Source organism: Nitrospirota bacterium (assembly GCA_040752355.1).
Lineage (GTDB): Bacteria > Nitrospirota > Thermodesulfovibrionia > Thermodesulfovibrionales > Dissulfurispiraceae > JBFMCP01.
In genome coordinates this window covers 55509-74908 of the sequence record JBFMHE010000012.1, presented here as the reverse complement: position 1 = coordinate 74908, position 19400 = coordinate 55509, and the positions used below count along the sequence as shown (strand labels likewise).

At 59.4% G+C, this 19400-nt stretch carries 19 protein-coding genes; 15 read left to right on the top strand and 4 right to left on the bottom strand.

The window, feature by feature from the left end:
* The first annotated feature begins 60 nt into the window (after positions 1-60).
* Positions 61-642 carry a type I restriction enzyme HsdR N-terminal domain-containing protein gene (locus AB1805_10115; GenBank protein ID MEW5745775.1) on the top strand — a complete coding sequence of 194 codons (582 nt, stop codon included), beginning with the start codon at positions 61-63 and terminating at the stop codon, positions 640-642.
* Positions 639-1736: a redox-regulated ATPase YchF gene (gene ychF / locus AB1805_10110; protein ID MEW5745774.1), complete on the top strand. Its 1098-nt coding sequence runs from the start codon at positions 639-641 to the stop codon at positions 1734-1736. Before AB1805_10115 ends, ychF begins: the two co-directional genes overlap by 4 nt.
* Position 1737: 1 nt before the next feature.
* On the opposite strand, the gene AB1805_10105 is transcribed toward ychF, so the two are convergent.
* From AB1805_10105 to AB1805_10095, 3 genes are all read right to left on the bottom strand, one after another.
* The gene (locus tag AB1805_10105) at positions 1738-3936 is read right to left on the bottom strand and encodes an ATP-binding protein (protein MEW5745773.1); all 2199 of its coding nucleotides are present in this window, start codon (positions 3934-3936) and stop codon (positions 1738-1740) included.
* On the bottom strand, positions 3933-4832 hold the full coding sequence (locus AB1805_10100) for a phosphate/phosphite/phosphonate ABC transporter substrate-binding protein (protein MEW5745772.1): 900 nt from the start codon (positions 4830-4832) through the stop codon (positions 3933-3935). The genes AB1805_10105 and AB1805_10100 overlap by 4 nt, the downstream gene beginning before the upstream one ends.
* A gap of 269 nt (positions 4833-5101) precedes the next feature.
* Positions 5102-5944 carry a 50S ribosomal protein L11 methyltransferase gene (locus AB1805_10095; protein MEW5745771.1) on the bottom strand — a complete coding sequence of 281 codons (843 nt, stop codon included), beginning with the start codon at positions 5942-5944 and terminating at the stop codon, positions 5102-5104.
* 84 nt (positions 5945-6028) lie between these two features.
* On the opposite strand from AB1805_10095, the gene AB1805_10090 reads away from it, so the two are divergent.
* The 7 genes from AB1805_10090 to AB1805_10060 all read left to right on the top strand — a co-directional run bounded on the left by AB1805_10090 (position 6029) and on the right by AB1805_10060 (position 10263).
* Complete coding sequence (locus AB1805_10090; GenBank protein MEW5745770.1) at positions 6029-6613, top strand: hypothetical protein; 585 nt, start codon at positions 6029-6031, stop codon at positions 6611-6613.
* Between the two features lie 52 nt (positions 6614-6665).
* Entirely contained in the window at positions 6666-7040 is a 375-nt protein-coding gene (gene crcB, locus AB1805_10085) for a fluoride efflux transporter CrcB (protein MEW5745769.1), read from the top strand.
* Between the two features lie 9 nt (positions 7041-7049).
* Entirely contained in the window at positions 7050-7382 is a 333-nt protein-coding gene (locus AB1805_10080) for a DUF190 domain-containing protein (protein ID MEW5745768.1), read from the top strand.
* 158 nt (positions 7383-7540) lie between these two features.
* The gene (locus tag AB1805_10075; GenBank protein ID MEW5745767.1) at positions 7541-8320 is read left to right on the top strand and encodes an MlaE family lipid ABC transporter permease subunit; all 780 of its coding nucleotides are present in this window, start codon (positions 7541-7543) and stop codon (positions 8318-8320) included.
* A gap of 12 nt (positions 8321-8332) precedes the next feature.
* Positions 8333-9082, top strand: a complete 750-nt coding sequence (locus tag AB1805_10070; GenBank protein MEW5745766.1) for an ABC transporter ATP-binding protein — start codon at positions 8333-8335, stop codon at positions 9080-9082.
* A 14-nt stretch (positions 9083-9096) separates the two neighbouring features.
* Positions 9097-9540, top strand: a complete 444-nt coding sequence (mlaD, locus tag AB1805_10065) for an outer membrane lipid asymmetry maintenance protein MlaD (GenBank protein MEW5745765.1) — start codon at positions 9097-9099, stop codon at positions 9538-9540.
* Positions 9541-9639: 99 nt separating this feature from the next.
* Positions 9640-10263 carry an ABC transporter substrate-binding protein gene (locus AB1805_10060; protein ID MEW5745764.1) on the top strand — a complete coding sequence of 208 codons (624 nt, stop codon included), beginning with the start codon at positions 9640-9642 and terminating at the stop codon, positions 10261-10263.
* A 104-nt stretch (positions 10264-10367) separates the two neighbouring features.
* Here AB1805_10060 and AB1805_10055 read toward each other — a convergent pair whose 3' ends face one another.
* On the bottom strand, positions 10368-12647 hold the full coding sequence (locus tag AB1805_10055; protein ID MEW5745763.1) for a hypothetical protein: 2280 nt from the start codon (positions 12645-12647) through the stop codon (positions 10368-10370).
* A gap of 267 nt (positions 12648-12914) precedes the next feature.
* On the opposite strand from AB1805_10055, the gene AB1805_10050 reads away from it, so the two are divergent.
* The 6 genes from AB1805_10050 to AB1805_10025 all read left to right on the top strand — a co-directional run bounded on the left by AB1805_10050 (position 12915) and on the right by AB1805_10025 (position 19384).
* Positions 12915-13367 carry an Rrf2 family transcriptional regulator gene (locus AB1805_10050; protein ID MEW5745762.1) on the top strand — a complete coding sequence of 151 codons (453 nt, stop codon included), beginning with the start codon at positions 12915-12917 and terminating at the stop codon, positions 13365-13367.
* Between the two features lie 8 nt (positions 13368-13375).
* Positions 13376-13633, top strand: coding sequence for a sulfurtransferase TusA family protein (locus AB1805_10045; GenBank protein MEW5745761.1), 258 nt, complete (start codon positions 13376-13378; stop codon positions 13631-13633).
* A gap of 31 nt (positions 13634-13664) precedes the next feature.
* Entirely contained in the window at positions 13665-14861 is a 1197-nt protein-coding gene (locus AB1805_10040) for a cysteine desulfurase family protein (GenBank protein ID MEW5745760.1), read from the top strand.
* Between the two features lie 64 nt (positions 14862-14925).
* Positions 14926-15297 carry a Fe-S cluster assembly scaffold protein NifU gene (nifU, locus tag AB1805_10035; GenBank protein MEW5745759.1) on the top strand — a complete coding sequence of 124 codons (372 nt, stop codon included), beginning with the start codon at positions 14926-14928 and terminating at the stop codon, positions 15295-15297.
* 112 nt (positions 15298-15409) lie between these two features.
* Positions 15410-16468 carry a response regulator gene (locus AB1805_10030; protein ID MEW5745758.1) on the top strand — a complete coding sequence of 353 codons (1059 nt, stop codon included), beginning with the start codon at positions 15410-15412 and terminating at the stop codon, positions 16466-16468.
* Between the two features lie 96 nt (positions 16469-16564).
* Positions 16565-19384, top strand: coding sequence for a valine--tRNA ligase (locus AB1805_10025; protein MEW5745757.1), 2820 nt, complete (start codon positions 16565-16567; stop codon positions 19382-19384).
* Positions 19385-19400: the final 16 nt, after the last annotated feature.

Below are 19400 nucleotides of genomic sequence, written 5' to 3'. Positions count from 1 at the left end.
ACCCCTTCCTCTGCCTTTATTTTTAGCCGAACCGCAACGAAGAGCGGTTGGAAGAGGCCCATGTCGGAATACATTTTTTTGGGGAAGGTCCCGGAGAGCCCCGAGGACCGGCAGAAGCTCTTAGCGCAGCGAGCGGCTATGGAGGATTATTTCGTTCAGGCGCAGCTCACGCAGGTGCAGCGGCGGGTCGCGGAGCTCCTCACCGTGCAGAAGGGCTATTCCCTCGATGACATCGAAGCGAACAAGGAGTTCACGATAGAGCTCCCCGACGGCTCGTTCTGTGTTACCGCCGACTTCGTGCTCAAGCATAACGGCCGGCGCTTCATGGTCGTCAAATGCGTCATGAGCTCTATGGAGTCGTGGGAGCGGCATGCCGTGGCGTTCTGCCGCGTTGTCGAGCCCTGCCAGATACCCCTTGCCGTCGTGACCGATTCCGAGGCGGCGAGGGTCCTGGATGCAGTAACGGGCGCGCCGGTCGGCGAGGGCATGGAGGCTATCCCCTCGAGGGAGGATGCGGAGCGCATCGTGAGGGAGACGGTGTTCACCCCGTACCCCGCCGAGCGGGCCGAGAGAGAGAAGCGGATCCTCTTCGCCTTCGATGCCATAAAGTGCTCGACGAAGCTGTCCGGGGAGGAAGAGTGAAATTAGCGATCATCGGGCTCTCGAATTCCGGCAAGACGACGGTATTCAACGCCCTCACCGGACAGAACCTCGAGACGACCGTCTATGCCACCGTGAGCGGCGAGCCGCATTACGGTGTGGTGAAGGTGCCCGATCCGCGCATCGACAAGCTCGCCGAGATATACCGTCCCAAGAAGATAACCTATGCGACTGTGGAATACGTCGACTTCATCGGACTCACCAAGGGCGATATGGCGCAGAACCGGAAGGTCTTCGATCTCATCAAGGATGTGGATGCCATTGTCCATGTGGTACGCGCCTTCGAGGACGATGCGGTTTCCCATCCCCTGAACAGTGTCGAGCCGCTGCGCGATATCGAGACGCTCGAGATGGAGCTCGTCTTCGGAGACCTCGAATTCGTCGAGAAGCGGCTCGAACGCATCGAAGAGGGAGCGCGTAAAGGAAAGAAGCCCAGCGAGGCGGAGAAGAAGCTTCTCCTGAAGTGCAAGGCCGCGCTCGAGCGGGAGATCCCGCTGAGAAACGTCTCTTTCGATGAAGAGGAGCAGAAACTGATGCGGCCCCTCCAGTTCGTCTCGACCAAGCCGGAGGTCATCCTGGTCAACCTCGGGGAGAGCGACCTCAACACCGACAAGGAGAAGGCGCTCCAGCGCGGGATCGAGCGGTATATCGGCGACAAGGGCATTGCCGATACGACGAAGGTGGTGTCCCTGTGCGGAAAGATAGAAATGGAGATCGCCCAACTCTCGCCGGAAGAGGCGGGCGCCTTTCTCGAGGACCTCGGCATCGAGGAGCCTGCACTCAATAAACTGATACGGGTGAGCTATGACCTGCTCGGCCTCATCTCGTTCCTTACCACCGGAGAGGACGAGGTGAGGGCATGGACCGTCACCAGGGGCGCCACCGCCCAGAAGGCGGCGGGAAAGATTCATTCCGATATCGAGCGCGGGTTCATACGCGCCGAAGTGATAGGGTATACCGATTTCATCGCCGCCGGCTCGATGGCGGCAGCAAGGGATAAGGGCCATCTGCGGCTCGAAGGCAAGACCTATGAGGTGAAAGACGGAGATATCATCAACTTCAGGTTCAATGTCTAGCTCACTGGTCCAGGACTTCCCGGAGCTTTCTCAGTAAGGCCTCGGGAGTAACCGGCTTCGAGATGAAGCAGCCTCCCTCTTCGAGGACCCCCTTCCTGGTGAGCACCTCCGATGTATACCCGCTCACAAAGAGGGCTTTTATGCCGGGGGCTCTCTCCCTGATCGCTTCGTACAGCTCCTTCCCGTTCATCTTCGGCATGATCACATCCGAGAGCAGGACCCGTATCTCGTCCCGGTGTTCCAAGAATTTTTCGAGCGCCTCCTCTCCGTCACCGGCTTCGATGACCGTGTATCCCGCCTGTTCGAGCGCTATTCTTATGACCTCTCGTACGACCGTATCGTCTTCAGCCACGAGGACAGTCTCGGTCCCGCCGGGGGGTGGCGGCGCCGGGGCCGCCGGTTCGTCCGCTGCGGGCGAGGGGATGAGAGGAACATATATCCTGAACGTCGTCCCTTTCCCGGGCTCGCTGTAGACATGGATGCTGCCGTTGTGCTGCTTGACGATCCCGTAGACGATGGCGAGGCCGAGCCCGGTGCCTTTGCCGACCTCTTTGGTGGTAAAAAAGGGTTCGAAGATTTTTGCCTGCGTCCTGTCGTCCATGCCGCTGCCGGTGTCGGTTACGGCGAGCATCGCGTGCCTTCCCGACCTGCCGAAGAGCCGGTGCTGCGACGTACCCGTTCCGATCTCGACGGCTGCCGTCTGGATGGTGAGCGAACCGCCGTCCGGCATCGCATCACGGGCGTTCGTCGCCAGGTTGACCACCACCTGCTCGAGCTGTCCGCTGTCGGCGAGCACCATCAGGGGCTCGTCGCTCGTCGCCGTCTTTATTTCTATGTCCTCGCCGATTATCCGGTGCAGGAGCGTATCGATTCTTCGCACCACGTTGTTCAGGTCTACGGGGCTGAGGTCCATCACCTGTTTCCTGCTGAAGGCGAGGAGGCTCTGGGTGAGGTGGGCGGCCCGTTCCGCCGAGCCGAGCATCTGGTCGAGGTAGGAGGTATTTTCCCCCCCATCGGACAGGTTTGCCTTCATGAGACTGCCATACCCTATTATCGCGGTAAGAATATTGTTGAAGTCGTGGGCGACGCCCCCCGCCAGCGTACCGACCGCTTCCATCTTCTGCGACTGCCGCAGCTGCTCCTCGAGCTTTCTCTTCTCGGTAATGTCGATCTCGATCTCGATGACCGAACGGACCCCGCCGCCAGCGTCGAACAGGGGATACGATTTCGTCTCGATCGAGACGGGGCTCCCGTCCGTGTTGCAGTACGTGTGGACCGCGGAATGCGGTCTCCCCGTCTCGAAGGTCTGGTTTACGACACAGGTCTCTCCCGCGAGATGGCAAGGGGCATCGTTGCGACGGGATATCAGGTAGCAGTGCTTTCCAATAATCTCTTCGAGGGGTATCCCGGCCCGATCGCAGTACGCCTTGTTTGCCAGCCTGATCCGGTAATCGCGGTCGATCACGACGAACCCTTCGTCGATACTCTGGAGAATGCTCGTGATGAGCTCCTCTCTCTCCTTCACCTCGCCTATGGCGGTCCTGACCTTGGTGGTCATGGCCGCAAACGAAGCGCCGAGATCAGCAATCTCGTCGCTTCCCGAGATGTCGACGGCTACGTCCAGGTCGCCTTCGGCGACGCGCTTCGACGCCTCTTTGAGCTTTCCGAGACGGCGCGTCAGCATGAAGCCGAGGGCGACGCCGACCAGGGCGATAAGGGCCATGCTGAGGGACGCGATGAGAATGCCGCGCCTTTGCGACTCCCGGTAGGCCTGCAGGAGGGGCTTATTGGAGAATTCTATGGCGATGAGCCCCAGGGGGCCGGCAGCGCTCGCGAAGGTGCGGAAGCGCCAGTAGGTATTCTCATGATTATGGAGCTGCTTGAGGGGCTGGCCGATGAGTGCGGTGTCGGTGCTCACGACAACGGTGCCCCTCCGGTCGGCGACGATGACGCTCACCACGTTGGGATCCCTGAGCACCTGGTCCACATAGGGCTGGAGCTCTCCGTAGTCTCTCGTAATGAGGGCGAAGCGGCCCAGGTCGCCGAGAATGGAAAGGACGATATCCTCTTGCGCCCTGAAGTGCCGCTGGCTCGCCTCGGTATAGGCCCTCTGCGTCTGCCATAAGACAAGGCCGATCATGACGAGCTCGAGGAGAAAGATGGTGAGAGCGATGCGGTACCTTAGGGATATCCTGCTCATTGTTCCTGCGCAATGACCTCAGCGTAGCGGCGGACGACTTCATAATCAGCAGCGGCGGCGGCGATAAAGGGCTTGGCGCCGTCGGCAGCGAGCGGAGCCCGCAGCTCAGGAGCAACCCCCGAGAGGGTCGTTTTCAGCAGCGTCTGTTTGATCGCCTTCCGGTCTTTCGGCGGTACCCGCTTGTGGACGACGAAGAGCACCGGAGGGATGTCCGGTGTCTTCTCCAGGACCCGGAGCTTTTCCTGCAACGCCCTGTCGAAAGCGCGCAGCGACGCCTCGCTCGTCACGCACGCAGCAGCCTCCCCGACTGCCACCTGCTGGAGACACGAGTGGTGCTCTTTCGCATACCGCACGGTCATGTCCCGCTCGGGCCGGAGGCCGTTCTCGATGAGCGCGGCCTTGCCCAGATACGACATGGCCGATTCTTCGGGCGGGAAGACGACGGTCGCTCCCTTCAGGTCGTGCAGCCCCTTGAAAGCGTTCTCTCTCTTCACGACAAAGAGAGCGAACAGGGGCGTCCGCCGCTTGGCGACCGGGAGGTATCCCGCAGGCGCGGCGATCCGAACATAATCGAAAGGCTGAATATAGGCTATATCGAACTCCGCATCTTTCAAGCGGCAGGAGAACTTCTCGAACGTCGCGGCACTGCTGTAGTGAACCGCTCGCCCCAGGGCCTTGCTCAGCTCAAGGGCCAGGGGAGCAAAGGTGCCTTCGAGTTTTACCAGCGGGAGATAGGGAAAGATTCCGAAAGTATATTCGTGGACCGCTGGAGCTGACGGCCGTTCTCCGGTCCCGCTCTCGCCGGCCTGCGTGGGAGCCTGCCAGCACAGAAGCAGTGCCGGGAGGAGACACAGTACAGGCAGTAGTGATTCCTTGCGCGGATACAGAAGCCGCATTACCCTTCGCCCCCTTACGTGTTAACGCATAACCGTATGTCCCACGTACCGAACAGCTTCCCGAAAGGCACTCCTGCACCCCGGTATCCTGCTCCTTTGAGCTTTATCTATACTATTATCGAAATAATAGAACGACTTCTTTAACCGTGTGGTGATCGCTGCCGCCGGGAAGGGGCTGTGATGCCCTTGAGGCCGGCGGGGGCACGGGGGCGAAGGGAGATATCGAGGAGGGGAGCTGCGGCAGGATGACGGGCTGCTGAATCCAGCGGCTATTTTGTCATGATCACGGTCACCCACCGACCGTCGACGAACGTTTCGACAGTCTTCAGCCCCTGCCGCTCCATGACCGCCTTCACCTCTTCCTCCTGTCCTGCAATCATGCCCGAGAGCATGGCGATGCTGCCGGGCTCCAGGCGTACGGACAGATCAGGGGCGAGGCGTATCAATATCTCGGAGAGGAGATTCGCCGCGATAAAATCATACGTCCCCTCAACGCTGTCGATGCTGCCCTCTTTGATGAGCACATTGGCCGCCTGATTCAGGCGGACGTTCCGCTCCGCCGCATCAACGGCGAGGGGATCGATGTCGACGCCGACGACCTGCCCGAACCCGAGGAGCGAGGCGGCGATGGCGAGAATGCCGGTGCCGGTGCCGACATCGAGAAAGCGTCCCTTCCGCACCTGCTTCGAAAAGCGGTCGATGTAGAGCAGGCAGGTCCTGGTCGTCTCGTGGTGGCCGGTGCCGAAGGCCATGCCGGGGTCGATGATGATAGTGACCCTGCCGGCTACGCCCTGCTCCCAGGGCGGGAGTATGGAAAAGCGGTCTCCCACATCGATGGGCCGGAATTTCTTCTTCCACGACTCGTTCCAGTCGCGTTCCGAAAGGAAGATGCAGGTATACGTAACCGCAGGATCGAGCCCCGATGCTCCGAGAACAGCGATGAACGAATCGAGCTCTTTCCTGATCCTGTCGATGCCGAGGGTGTCGGAGAAGTAGACGACCAGGCCTCCCTCGCGCTCCACGATGCCGAGGCATCCGATGGCATGAACGCCCTGCATGAGCGCATCCCGGGAGGCATCGGCAACGGTGATGGTGAATTCGTAGTATCCCATGGCTGGCGCACCCCTGTCTGAAACTGGTATCCTTATACTATATCGGCACAGCCGGCAACCATGCAATCCGGAGAGCAGGTACCGATGCACCTTACGATACTTCTCATCAATCCGTGGATCGATGATTTCACTGCTGGTAGCGCAGGGGCGTCGCCTCCCGGGCTGTTCAAGGTCGCCGAGTACCTCAGCGCCTATGAGGTCGCGCTCTCTTGCATCGATTGCACCGCTGCATACGAGATGAATCATTTCGGGGCAGGGCGTTTCAGGGCAGGAGGGGCCGCAGTGCAGGACATCGCCTCCCGGACCCGCCGGTGCTGCGGCATCAGCAGTGAGGAGTTCAGAGGCCGGGTTGCCGCTGCTGCACCGGTCGACCTCGTCTTCATCGCCCCGCTCATGAGCTGCTGGTATCCCGGCATACGGAGGGCGGCCGCGCTGGTCAGAGAGCAGTTGGGCGACCTGCCGGTTGTGCTCGGCGGCGCCTATGCAACACGCCATCCCGAGCATGCGGTGCACCATTCGGGCGCGGATTTCATCTATCAAGGGGCGGTCGGGGCAGGAATCAATGCTGCGCTCTCGACCTTCGGGTTCAGGCTCAAAAGGAGACGGGGCCATCGGGGAGGCAGCGGCAGTGACGTGAGGCTTGATGTAAAGGCGGAGAATAGCCCATAATATGCCGATTTATACAAGGCGCATACACGGCTGTGGAGTCGCAGGGAGGGGCATGCGGAACTTTCTCATCGTCGGCATAGGGGGCTTTTTCGGTGCTGCAGCGCGGTATGCTGTCGCCCTCTGGGTAGGCCAGAAGTGGGGGAGGACCTTTCCCCTGGGCACCTTCGTCGTTAATGTGAGCGGGAGCTTCCTTATCGGTCTCCTCATGGCGGTCTCCCTCGAACGCTTCATGGTGAATCCGCAGTGGCGGCTGCTGCTCTCGGTCGGTTTCCTCGGAGCGTATACGACCTTCTCGACCTTCGAATACGAGACGGGGATGCTGATCAAGGACGGGGAATGGCTGATCGCTGCACTGAACGTTGCCTGCAGCGTCGTCGCCGGCTTTGCTGCCCTGAAGGCAGGAGAGCTCATCGCACGAGCGGTATAGGAGCTTCGCATGGTACGGCAGGGACCCGGGAAAAAACTCTCGATCTACGTTGATGAAACGGACCGGCACGGGAGCCGGCCGGTCTACGAGGTGCTGATCGATCTCTTTTACAAAAGCAGGATTGCGGGAGTGAGTGTCTTCAGGGGTGTTGCGGGATACGGAGGCGACGGCGTCTTCCACACGTCGAAGCTCCTCGAGCTCTCGACGAGCCTGCCCCTGAAGATAGAGGTGGTGGATACGGAAGAGAAGATCGCTGCCATTCTCCCCGAAGTAGCACGTCTTGTCGCCAAGGGGCTTGTCGAGCTGAGCGACACCATAGTCATCAAAAGCAGCAATCGGTAAGGTCCCTCCCGCCGCGTTATGCATGTGGCGTTGCACTTGTGGTGATAAATGGACTACAATTAACGGCGCAACACCGGCGGCATAGCAATGCACCCCGTCAGGAGTAATGAAAAAAGCGATATGTACGATAATGAGATGAGCATTTGTTGCTTCGAATAATGGAACACTTCATCAGATCAGTGGGTGCGCGGGCACTTTCGACGGTACGGATGATGGGAAGCATGTTCACGTTTCTCGTCGAGTCCTTTACCCTCATCGTCGTGCCGCCGTTCAAGTTCAACCTGCTCCTGCGGCAGATCCGCTTTCTCGGCACAAAGTCCCTGGTGGTGATCCTCCTCACCGGCGCCTTTACCGGCATGGTCCTCGCCATACAGCTCTTTTATACCTTGAGAAAGTTCGGCTCCGACGCGCTCCTCGGGCCCGCCGTGGCGCTGAGCCTCATCAGGGAGCTGGGGCCGGTGCTGTCCGCTCTCATGGTCACGGGACGGGCAGGATCTGCGCTTACGGCCGAGATAGGCATCATGAAGATATCCGAACAGATAGACGTATTCACGACGATGGCGCTCAACCCCCTCAGGTACCTGAGCGTGCCGAATATCGTCGCCGGTATCATCACGTTCCCGCTGCTCGCTGCCGTCTTCGACTTCGTCGGCATCTACGGAGGGTATCTTGTCGGGGTGGAGCTCCTCGGCATGAGCTCGGGCACCTACTTCTCCCAGATGGAGCTCTTCATCGGGATGGACGATATACGGCAGGGCATCTATAAGTCGGTAAGCTTCGGGATCATCGTGACCTGGGTCGCCTGCTACAAGGGGTTCCATACCGACGATACGGGATACGGCGCCGAGGGCGTCAGCAAGGCGACGACCGAAGCGGTCGTCATGGCATCGATATTGATATTGATATGGGACTATTTCCTCGGTTCGGTATTGCTCTAGGAGAGCGGCGGTATGATTAAAGTAATAAATCTCGAAAAATCATTCCATGGTCAGAAAGTCCTGAGGGGCATCGACTTGACCATCAACGATAAAGAAGTCATGGCCATCATCGGGCAGAGCGGCGGAGGCAAGAGCGTTCTCATGAAGCATCTGATCGGCCTCGTGATGCCCGACAAGGGCTCGATACTGGTCGACGGCGTCGATATTACGAAGGTCGGCAAGAAAGAGTTCGACAAGGTCCGTGAGAAGTTCGGCGTCGTCTTCCAGGGGAGCGCGCTCTTCGACTCCATGACCGTCTTCGATAATGTCGCGTTCCCCTTGAAGGAGAAGACGAAACTCGGCAGGCTGGAGATCCGCGAGCGGACGCTGCGGGCACTGGAAGATGTCGGGCTGCCGAATATAGGAGAGAAGTACCCCTCGGAGATCAGCGGCGGGATGAAGCGGAGGGTCGCCCTTGCGCGGGCGCTCATCAGCGAGCCGACCACCATCTTCTTTGACGAGCCGACGACCGGGCTCGACCCGATCATCCTGAATTCCATACACCGGCTCATCATCGATACCCATGCGAAGTACGGTTTTACGGGAGTCATCATCAGCCACGAAATTCCCGAGATCTTCGAAGTCGCCGACAAGGTCGCCATGCTGTACGAGGGGACCATTATTGCCGCCGGTACCCCGCAGGAGATCAAGAGCTCGAGGAATCCGATCGTGCGGCAATTCGTGACCACCTGTAAGGATGAACCGATAGCGTCGTTACCATAACCCCGGAGGAGAGCATGAAAAGATTCAACCTCGAGATCGCTGCAGGCCTGTTCGTGCTGATAGGATTATTCGCCCTCGGCTATATATCCATAAAAATGGGCAAGCTCGAAGTCCTCGGTACGCAGGGCTATACGGTATATGCCGACTTCGAGCGGGCAGGGGGCATCAGGATCGGCGCCACTGTCGAGATAGCCGGCGTCGAGATCGGGAGGGTCAAGGGCATTCGCCTCAATAAGGATTACCAGGCCCAGCTCGAGTTGTCAGTAAACCGGGGAATAGCGCTGCAGGATGACGCGATCGCCTCGATCAAGACGAAGGGGCTGATCGGAGAGAAGTACGTACAGATCACGCCCGGCGGCTCGGACACGCTTATCCCGCCGGGAGGAACGATACGGGAGACCGAATCCTCGGTCGATTTCGAGGACCTGATCTCGAAGTATATCTACGGCAAGGTGTAAGGAGTAGCAGCGGCCCGCGAAAGGCAGTATACTTCGTTATATAAAAGTGAAATCCGGCGGACGGGAGAGGCGATGCGCACAATGAGTAATGGAGGCATTATGAACGGGACGAGGCTTGTACGCGGTGCGCTGGTATGCCTGTGTACGGTGATACTGCTGGCGAGCGTGGCGTATGCCGGCGAGCCGACGGAGCAGGTGCGGCAGACGGTCGATAAGGTGCTCGGCATTCTCAGGGACAAGGCCCTCAAAGGTCCGGCCAGGACCGAGGAGAGGAGGGCCCTCATCCGCAAGGCGGTCGACGAGCGCTTCGATTTCGAGGAGATGGCGCGGCGGTCGCTCGCTCTCCACTGGAAAAAGAGGATGCCCGAGGAGCAGAGGGAGTTCGTGTCCCTCTACAGCGACCTCCTGGAGCGCGCCTATATCAAGAAGATCGAAGATTATACCGACGAGAAGGTCCTCTACACGGGGGAGCAGCAGGAGGGGAACCGCGCTGCCGTCAGGACAACGATCGTGACGAAGAAGAATATCGAAATCCCTATCGAATATCGGCTCCACCGGACGCCGCGGGGCTGGGAAGTGTACGATGTGATCATCGAGGGAGTGAGCCTCGTCAATAATTACCGGAAACAATTCAACAGCATTATCAATTCCCGATCCTACGAGGAGCTCGTCAAGCGGCTGAAGAGCAAGAAGCCGGAAGAGCAGTTCGAAGAGCCGAAGTAGCAGCCGTCATTTCCCTGTAATGAACACGACGCCCGCCCTCTCGACGCGCGAGGGGCGGGCGTCGCTGTTTATGACACAGCGTTCATCTCCTGCTGCCGGGTCGTCTACCTGATCCTGATCGCATCGGCGCAGGTGCTCGATGGACCGGGCTGGGCATAGATGGTCACCTTGTACTGTCTGCCCGCGAAGAGAGGGAGCATGCCCTGGTTGAGCGTGTTCCACTGTCCCCCGTTGATCTGCTGGTTGATGAAGAACCTCGTCCTGTTTCCCCGGTCGTCTTCGAGGTCGACCGGGATGTTCGTCGCCCGGGAGGGCCAGCTCGACCACCACATTTGGAGGCTGTAATCATCGCTCCGCGGTACGAAGAAGTACCAGCTGAAGGTAGCCCCGTCGCGGCTCCAGAGGGAGTCCGGGCCGTACGGGTCTGTCGCACCCGATAGGGACCAGCCGCCGGTGCGCGAGGTGGTGGCAGTGTCACGGTTGTCCACGATGATCTCGGCAGGCAATATCGCCTCGGGAGGGCCGAACTTCACCGCATCGGCGCAGGTGCTCGATGGACCGGGCTGGGCATAGATAGTGACTTTGTAAACGCCGCCTGCCTCGAAGGGGTAGTTGCCGAGGAAGTTCCACGTGCCTCCGTTGATGAGCTGGTTGATGGTGACCCGTGCGGTTCCGAAGGCGTGCTCGATATCGACCGGAATGGTCGTACTCCGCGAGGGCCACTGGGTCCACCACATCGAAACACCCCTCTCGCCGTTCTCGGTTGGTCTGAAATACCAGCTGAAGGTCGATCCGTCGCGGCTGTAGAGGGAGTCCGGGCCGTACGGGTCGGGAGCGCCCGAAATATACCAGGTACCGGTGCGTGAGGTGCTGGCAGTGTCACGGTTGTCGATGATGAGGTCTGGCGTGACAGAACTGACCTTTACGGCGTCGGCGCAGGTAGTGGTAGGATATGCCTGCGCTACAATGGTCACCTTGTAGCGTATCCCCGCCTGGAAGGTGAAGGTGCCGAGCGTGTTCCATTTGCCACCGTTGGCCTGCTGGTTGACATAGACCCTCGCGGTTCCTCCTGCGTGCTGGATATCGACCGGGATACGGCTGCCCCGGGAAGGCATGGCGGTCCACCACATCGCCACCTCGCGGCTGCCGGTAGTGGGAGGAGTGAAGTGCCAGCTGAAGGTGAACCCGCCGTTGCTCCAGAGGGAGTCGGCGGCGTAGGGATCCGGCCCGCTCGATACATGCCAGGCGCCGGTCCGCGAGGTGGTGGCCGTATCGCGGTTGTCGATGATGAGGTCGGCTGTTGCGGCATTGGTCGCGTACTGCAGGCCTGCGCCGGAGAGGCTGATATGCGCCGCACCGTTCTTGTCAACGGCGATCGAGGGGTAACGCAAAGAGTCAAAGGCGCCCTCTACTGCCGAGATGACCCACGCACCGGTAGCGTTCGCGGCATACCTCACCCCTCCTTGAAGATAGTCATCATGAATATACTTATCATAGGTAATGTGGGCTTTATTGTGGATGTCGAGCGACAGGGAGGTGCTGTAATACACGCCGGGATACGGTGCGCTCTCTATTATTGCTGTAGCCCAGGAGCCCGAAGCATTCGTTGCATACTTGAGATACGAGTTATTCATGCTGCTGTCGAGCTCTGCATAGCTGATATGCACCTTGTTGGCTGAATCCACCCGGATCGACGGGTAGTAGTAATCGAATGCTCCGCCGGCGAAGGGGATCGAGGTCCAGGTCCCCGGGGCGTTTGTGTAGTAGCTGTTGCTGCCGTCCAGAACGATATAGGCCTTGATGTTTCCATCGACCGCAATCGACGTGCTCTCTCTCTCGAGCATATTCCCGCGTACTACGTCGGCAGTTGCCCACGCGCCCGAGGCGTTGGTCGCATACCTCAGGGAGCCGAACCATATCTCGAAATAACCGATGTGCACCTTGTTGTTCCTGTCTATGGCGATCGAGGTGCCCCATCCGGTATCGCCGTACGTGTCGATCACCGAGGCGACCCAGGTCCCCGAGGCGTTGGTGACGTACTTGAGGTTTCCTCCGCCGTAATCCATATAGCTGATGTGCACCTTGTTCGTCGAATCCACGGCTATGGAGGTGTACCTGCCCACGTCTCCTACTGAGTCGAGGGTCATGCTTGCCCAGAAGCCCGCTGCATTCGTGGCGTACTTGAGATTGCCGCTTGCAGTGTCGTAGTAGCTGATGTGGATTTTGTTATTTTTGTCGACGGCGACCGAGGTGTAGTCCGCATCCACGGCGCTGTCCACGGTAGTCAGGTCCCATGCTGCGGAGGCGACGGCGGGGATGAGCAGAAGTAAGCCGAGCAGGCAAAATGCAAGAGCTCGTTGCCGATGTCGATGTACGATACCCATACGAATCTCCCCCTTTCAGCCCTGGAAAAGGCCGATGACAATGATTGGTAACCCCTGCGCGCCGTGATGTGAGGCCGGCACATGTCAGAATCCCCCACGATAACGATGCAATAGCGATGCCAGGAGATGCGCTCCTGGGGGATAAGGTATTTTCCTTTCCGATCCCTTGCCTGGTGCACCGGAGCGTAAAAGGCTTTTACAAGAGAGTTGCCTTTCCTTACAGTCGTAATACTTGACAAAGCCACTAGGGTTTTATAGCATAGACTGATGTTGAGGCTATCGACAAAGGGGCAGTACGGGGTCCGGGCCATGTACGAGATCGCGAAGGGGTATCCGGAGACGCCGGTGACGATCAAGGAGATCGCCGAGCGTCAGGACGTTTCGGTCGCCTATCTTGAGCAGATCCTGAACAAGCTCCGGAAAGCCGAGATCGTCAGGAGCGTAAAGGGACCGGGCGGCGGCTATCTCCTGAGCAAGAGGCCCGAGAAGATAAGCATCGCCGCGATCCTGGATGAGCTGGAAGGACCGGTGGCGATCACGTCGTGCCTCGATCCCGATGAGGGCTGTGTCCGGGCCGACAACTGCGTCACTCATCTGCTCTGGAAAGCCCTCGGGCAGCAGATAGAGGGCTTCCTGAAGACCATTACGCTCAAGGACCTTGTCTCGGGCGACGTGGGAAAACTGCGCATAAAAGTTGACAAAAAAGCTCAAGTATCTTAAGCTGAGATATGAAATTCGTCCAGGGAATCAAGGCAGACGTCACCGCCGATATCGTCTATATGATGTGTCCCATGCATCTCCTCAAGCTCGACGAGATGATCAAGGGGCTCGAGAGGGGCCAGGTGCTCGAAATCCTTACCGATTACGACGGCGCACTCGAAGATATCCCGCAATGGTGCGTACGCACGGGCAACGAATTCATCGGCCTGGATGAGGACGAGGATTACTATAAGTTTTACGTGAGAAAAACAGCTGAAAGCCGATAGCGGTCGGCTGATCGCTCGATGAGGAGAGGGTATGAGGAAGTGTTATTTCGATCATGTGGCGACGAACCCGTTGCGTCCGGAAGCGCTCGATGCGATGATGCCCTATTTCAAGGAGAATTTCGGCAATCCCCTGAGCGTCTACGATCTCGGGATGAATGCCCGGGATGCGATCGAGAAAGCGCGTGAGGAGGTCGCCTTCCTGATCAACGCCAAACCGTCGACAATCGTGTTTACCGCCAGCGGCGCCGAGGCGAACAACTTCGCCCTGAGGGGCATAGCCCTCGCTAAGCAGACCCAGGGCAAACACATCATCGTTTCGAAGGTCGAGCACCACTCGATCCTGAATACCGCCCGTTTCCTCGAAAAGAGCGGCTTCGTGGTGACCTATCTGCCCGTGGACAAGCAGGGCGTGGTCGATCCCGAAACGGTAAGGAACGCGATCACGAAAGAGACGGTGCTCATCTCGATAACCCATGCGAGCAGCGAGATAGGGACGATCGAGCCCATTAAGGAGATCGCCGCTATAGCGAAGGAGCGGAAAATCATCATGCACGCCGACGGCGTGGCGACCACCGGCACTGTACCGGTGGATGTCAAGGAGCTGGGCGTCGATCTCCTCAGCATGGCCGCCCACCAGTTCTACGGGCCCAAGGGCGCCGGCGCCCTCTATGTGAGGGAGGGACTGAGGATCGTCCCCCTCATCTACGGCGGCATCCAGGAAGGAGGCAGACGGGCCGGCACCGAGAATGTGCCTGCCGTCGTCGGCATGGGCGTTGCCGCAGCGCTTGCCCGGAAGGAGCTGAACGACAGGATACGGCACGTTACGGCCCTGCGTAATGCCCTGACCGAGGGCATCCTGAAGATACCGAATGTCTATCTGACCGGCCATCCCGAGCAGCGGCTGCCGCACCACGCGAGCTTTGTCGTCGAGTTCATCGAAGGGGAGGCGATGCTCCTCATGCTCTCGATGAAGGGGATCTACGTGGCGAGCGGCTCCGCCTGCTCGTCCAAGGCGCTCAAGTCGTCTCCTGTTCTCCTCTCCCTCGGCGTCCCTACTGCCCTGGCCCAGGGGTCGGTCGTCTTCAGCCTCGGAAAGGACAACAGCAGGGAGGATATAGAGTACTGTCTCACCGAGTTTCCGCAGGTGATTACGCGGCTGCGGGAGATGTCGCCCTTTGCAAAGGGATGGGGAGAAGGTGAAAAAGGAGACCTCTGTTATACGGGGTGACCATGCGGCTGTTTGATTGTGGCAGCACGAGAGCCATTTAAAGCCAGAAAAAGGAGGTCAGACGATGTACTCACCGAAGGTGATGGACCATTTCATGAACCCCCGGAATGTCGGGGAGATGCCGGATGCCGACGGCGTCGGTATGGAGGGCAACCCGACCTGCGGCGATGCCATGCAGCTCTTCATAAAGGTCGAGAACGACCGTATCGTCGATGCGAAGTTCAGGACCTTCGGCTGCGGCGCCGCCATTGCCGTGAGCAGCATGATCACCGAGATGGTCAAGGGAAAGACCCTCGATGAGGCGCTCGCCATATCCAAGGAGGCGGTGGCCCAGGAGCTGGGCGGCCTGCCTCCGCAGAAGATGCACTGCTCCAACCTCGGCGCCGATGCGCTCAAGAAAGCGATAGAGGACTACCGCGGCAAGAAAAAATCTTGACAAATTCAGGGTATCTCTCTAAAATCTGTCCATTGTCGCAAAGGATTGCCCCCCGGGGAACGGGGGAAGAGAAACGGGAGAGACGCGAGAGAAACAAGCGTGGAGAATAGGGATGCTCAATAAACTGCTGCTCGCCGACGACAGCCTCACCATCCAGAAAGTGGTAGAGCTCGTTCTCGTACACGAGAATTTCGAGATCAAAGCGGTGAACGACGGCGAGCAGGCCCTCGAGGCGCTTGCTTCTTTCACCCCCGATATCGTCCTTGCCGATATCGAGATGCCGAAGGTCAATGGGTATCAGCTCTGCGAAAAGATAAAGAACAACATGACGACCGTCCATATCCCGGTCATTCTTCTCGCCGGGGCATTCGAGCCCTTCGACGAGGAATACGCGAAGACCGTCGGCGCCGATGATTTCATCATCAAACCCTTCGAGTCACAGGAACTCATCAGCAAGGTAAAAGCGCTGCTGGTCAGCGCCGTTCCTCCGCAGATGTCCGAGCCCCAGATGCTCCAGGAAATGGAACAGGCCTCCACGGGGGGAGCGGAGGACGTACTGCAGGGGGGGGCTGCGGCAGCTGGCGGACCCATGGAAGCCGGCGCTCCGGAGTCGAAGGAGCCGCGCTGGGATGATGAGCTGCCTGTTATCGAGGAGGAGGCCCCGGCAGGAGAGACAGGGACTCAGGAATCGGCGTGCGACACTGGGGATGAGGAGTATGAGGCGAAAGTAGCGCTCGCAGAGACCGCCAGGGGATTCGAGGAGGAACTGAGCGCCGCGATGGCCGAAGAGAGCGCGGCGGTGTCTATAACGGCATCGGCCGAAGCAGCTCCTCCAACGGGAAGAGCCGTTGCGGGTACTGCAGGGCTCCCGATCGAGGTCCCTTCGAAAGACGACATTGCCGCCATGATGCGGGAGATTCTGGAGAGCAGGGTCGCCGCGGTGCTGAACAGCTCGATGGTCCCGCACCTCTCGGCAGCCTTCAGGGATGCCGCGGACCGTGCGCTCCCCGGCATCGCCTCGGCCATTGTCGAGGAGGTCTCCCGGGAGCTGGTGAAAGATATCTCCGCCTATCTCCGCAACGAGATTACGGCTAGCGTCAACAGGGTCGTCCCCGAAGTCGCCGAAGCGATCATCAAGAAAGAGATAGAAAGGATCACTTCGGCCCTCTGATGGGGAGCGCAATCCCCTTGTTGCCCCCCTCTTCGTGCTCGTAGTATAATCAAAAATCTATCGACTATCAGTGATAGTGTTCATTCAGGGAGAGACATGGGCGAAATAAAACAGAACTATAATCCCGCCGACATCGAAGATACATGGTATCAGTACTGGGAGGGCAAGGGCTATTTCAAACCCGCAGCCGGAGCGCCGCGCGGTCCTTTCAGCATCGTCATCCCGCCCCCCAACGTCACCGGCTCGCTGCATATGGGCCATGCCCTCAATGCCACCATCCAGGATATTCTTGCGCGCTGGAAGAGGATGCTCGGGCATGAGGTCCTCTGGCTCCCGGGGACCGACCACGCCGGTATCGCCACCCAGAATGTGGTGGAGCGCGAGCTCGGGAAGAAGGGCATAAGCAGGCAGGAGGTGGGCCGGGAGAAGTTCATCGAAGAGGTCTGGAAGTGGAAGGCGGAGTACGGCGGAAGGATCATACACCAGCTCAAGAAGCTCGGGGCCTCCTGCGACTGGTCGCGGGAGCGCTTTACCCTCGATGAAGGGCTCTCGAGGGCGGTCCGTGAGGTCTTCGTGCGGCTCTTCGACGAGGGGCTGATCTACCGTGATAACCGGCTCATCAACTGGTGTCCGCGCTGCCATACGGCGCTCTCGGATCTCGAAGTGGAGTACGAGGAGATCGGCGGAAAGCTCTATTCGATCAGGTATCCTCTCGCCGACAGGAGCGGGTATCTTACGGTCGCCACGACCAGGCCCGAGACCATGCTCGGCGATACGGCCGTGGCCGTAAATCCCGAGGACGAGCGGTACCGGACCGTTATCGGCAAGCAGCTCGCCCTGCCGCTCACCGGCAGGACCATTCCGGTGATCGCCGATGCTGCCGTTGACCCGGCCTTTGGCACAGGAGCGGTGAAGGTCACTCCTGCCCACGACTTCAACGACGAGGCGATGGGGAAGCGCCATCATCTCCCGTCGATAACGGTCATTTCCGAAGACGGCCGGATGGCTCCCGAAGCCGGCGACGCCTATAAAGGGCTCGACCGCTACGAATGCAGAAAGCGGGTCCTCGCCGACCTCAAAGAGGCGGGGCTCCTCGACGAGGAGAAGAAGCACACCCATGCCGTGGGCCACTGCTACCGGTGCAAGACGGTCATCGAGCCGCTCCTCACCATCCAGTGGTACGTCAGGATCGCTCCCCTCGCTGCCGAGGCGGTGAAGGCGGTGGAGGAGGGCAGGACAAAGCTCATTCCCGATTCGTGGAACAATAACTATTATGCCTGGATGCGCGACATCAAGGACTGGTGCATCTCGCGCCAGATCTGGTGGGGACACCGGATACCGGTGTGGTACTGCCCCGAATGCAGGAATGATGCGGGACAGCCCCAGGCCGGTCTGATCGAGCATATCTTCCATTCGCCGGTGACGCTCCGGGACGGGCGTACCCTGACGGGCGGAACCTATGCCGAGCTGAGGGCATCCGGCCTCAGCCATGACGAGATCATAAAGAGTTCGAAGATAATCCGCATCTCGAAAGAGGTGAAACCCTTCTGCCGGCGTGAAGACCTCGCCGCCTGCCCGGGCTGCGGAAGCTCCGCCCTTATCCGCGACCCCGATGTGCTCGACACCTGGTTCTCATCCGCGCTCTGGCCCTTCTCGACCCTCGGCTGGCCCGAGGAGACCGATGACCTCGGCGCCTTCTATCCGACGAGCGTTCTCGTGACCGGGTTCGACATCCTCTTCTTCTGGGTGGCGCGCATGCTCATGATGGGGCTCAAGTTCATGGATGACGTGCCCTTCAGGGATGTCTACATCCATGCCCTCGTGCGCGATGCGAAGGGTCAGAAAATGAGCAAATCGAAGGGCAATGTCATCGACCCGCTCGTGATGATCGACAAGTACGGCGCTGATGCGTTCCGGTTCTCTCTCGCTGCCTTTGCCGCGCAGGGGAGGGATGTGCGCTTCTCCGAGGAGCGGCTCGAAGGCTACCGGCACTTCATCAACAAGCTCTGGAATGCGGCCAAATTCATCGTCCGGAACGAGGAGCAGTGGACCCGGCAGCCTCTCAGCGAAATCGAAAGAGACCTCGACCTCTCGAGCAGGTGGATACTGAGCAGGCTCGCCTCCGCGGCCCGTGAGGCAGACCGCAACCTCCGGAGCTACCGCTTCAACGATGCGGCGAACAGTCTTTACCATTTCCTCTGGCACGAGTTCTGCGACTGGTATCTCGAGCTGAGCAAGCCGGTGCTCTACGGCGACGATACCGAGCAGAAGAGGGCCGTGGTCACCTGCCTCTACTTCGTGCTCGAAAAGAGCCTCCAGCTGCTGCACCCCTTTACGCCCTTCGTCACTGAAGAGCTCTGGAAGAGCGTTTTCGATCATGAAGGGACGGTCATGCTCTCCGCCTATCCCGCGGAGCTGCCCGATTTCCCGGAAGCCGAGCGCAGCATGGAATACCTGCTCGGCGCCGTAACGGGCATCAGGAGCATACGGGGAGAGCTGAATATAAGCCCCTCGGTGGAGCTCACCGTCGCTATCAGGACCCTCTCGAAGGAGGCGGAAGAGGTGCTTTCCGCCACACTCGCAGCGCTCAAAAAACTGACGAGGGCGAGAGACGTGACCATCGGTCCCGGCGTGGAGCGCATCAAGGGCTCGGCCGTGTCGGTCCAGAAGGATATGGAGATTTATATCCCGATCGAAGGGCTGCTCGATGTGGGCGCCGAGGTCGGCAGGCTCCGGAAGGAGATGGGGAAGGTCGACGAATCCTTGTCGTTCCTGAACCGGAAGCTCCAGAACGAGGATTTTCTCAGGAACGCGCCGAGAAGTGTTCTGGAAAAGGACAGGGCCAAGTTCGACGACCTGGTGAGCAAGAAGGGCAAGATAGAAGAGACCCTGACGTTATTGGAAACCATCAAGTAACCCGGCCACGAGAGAG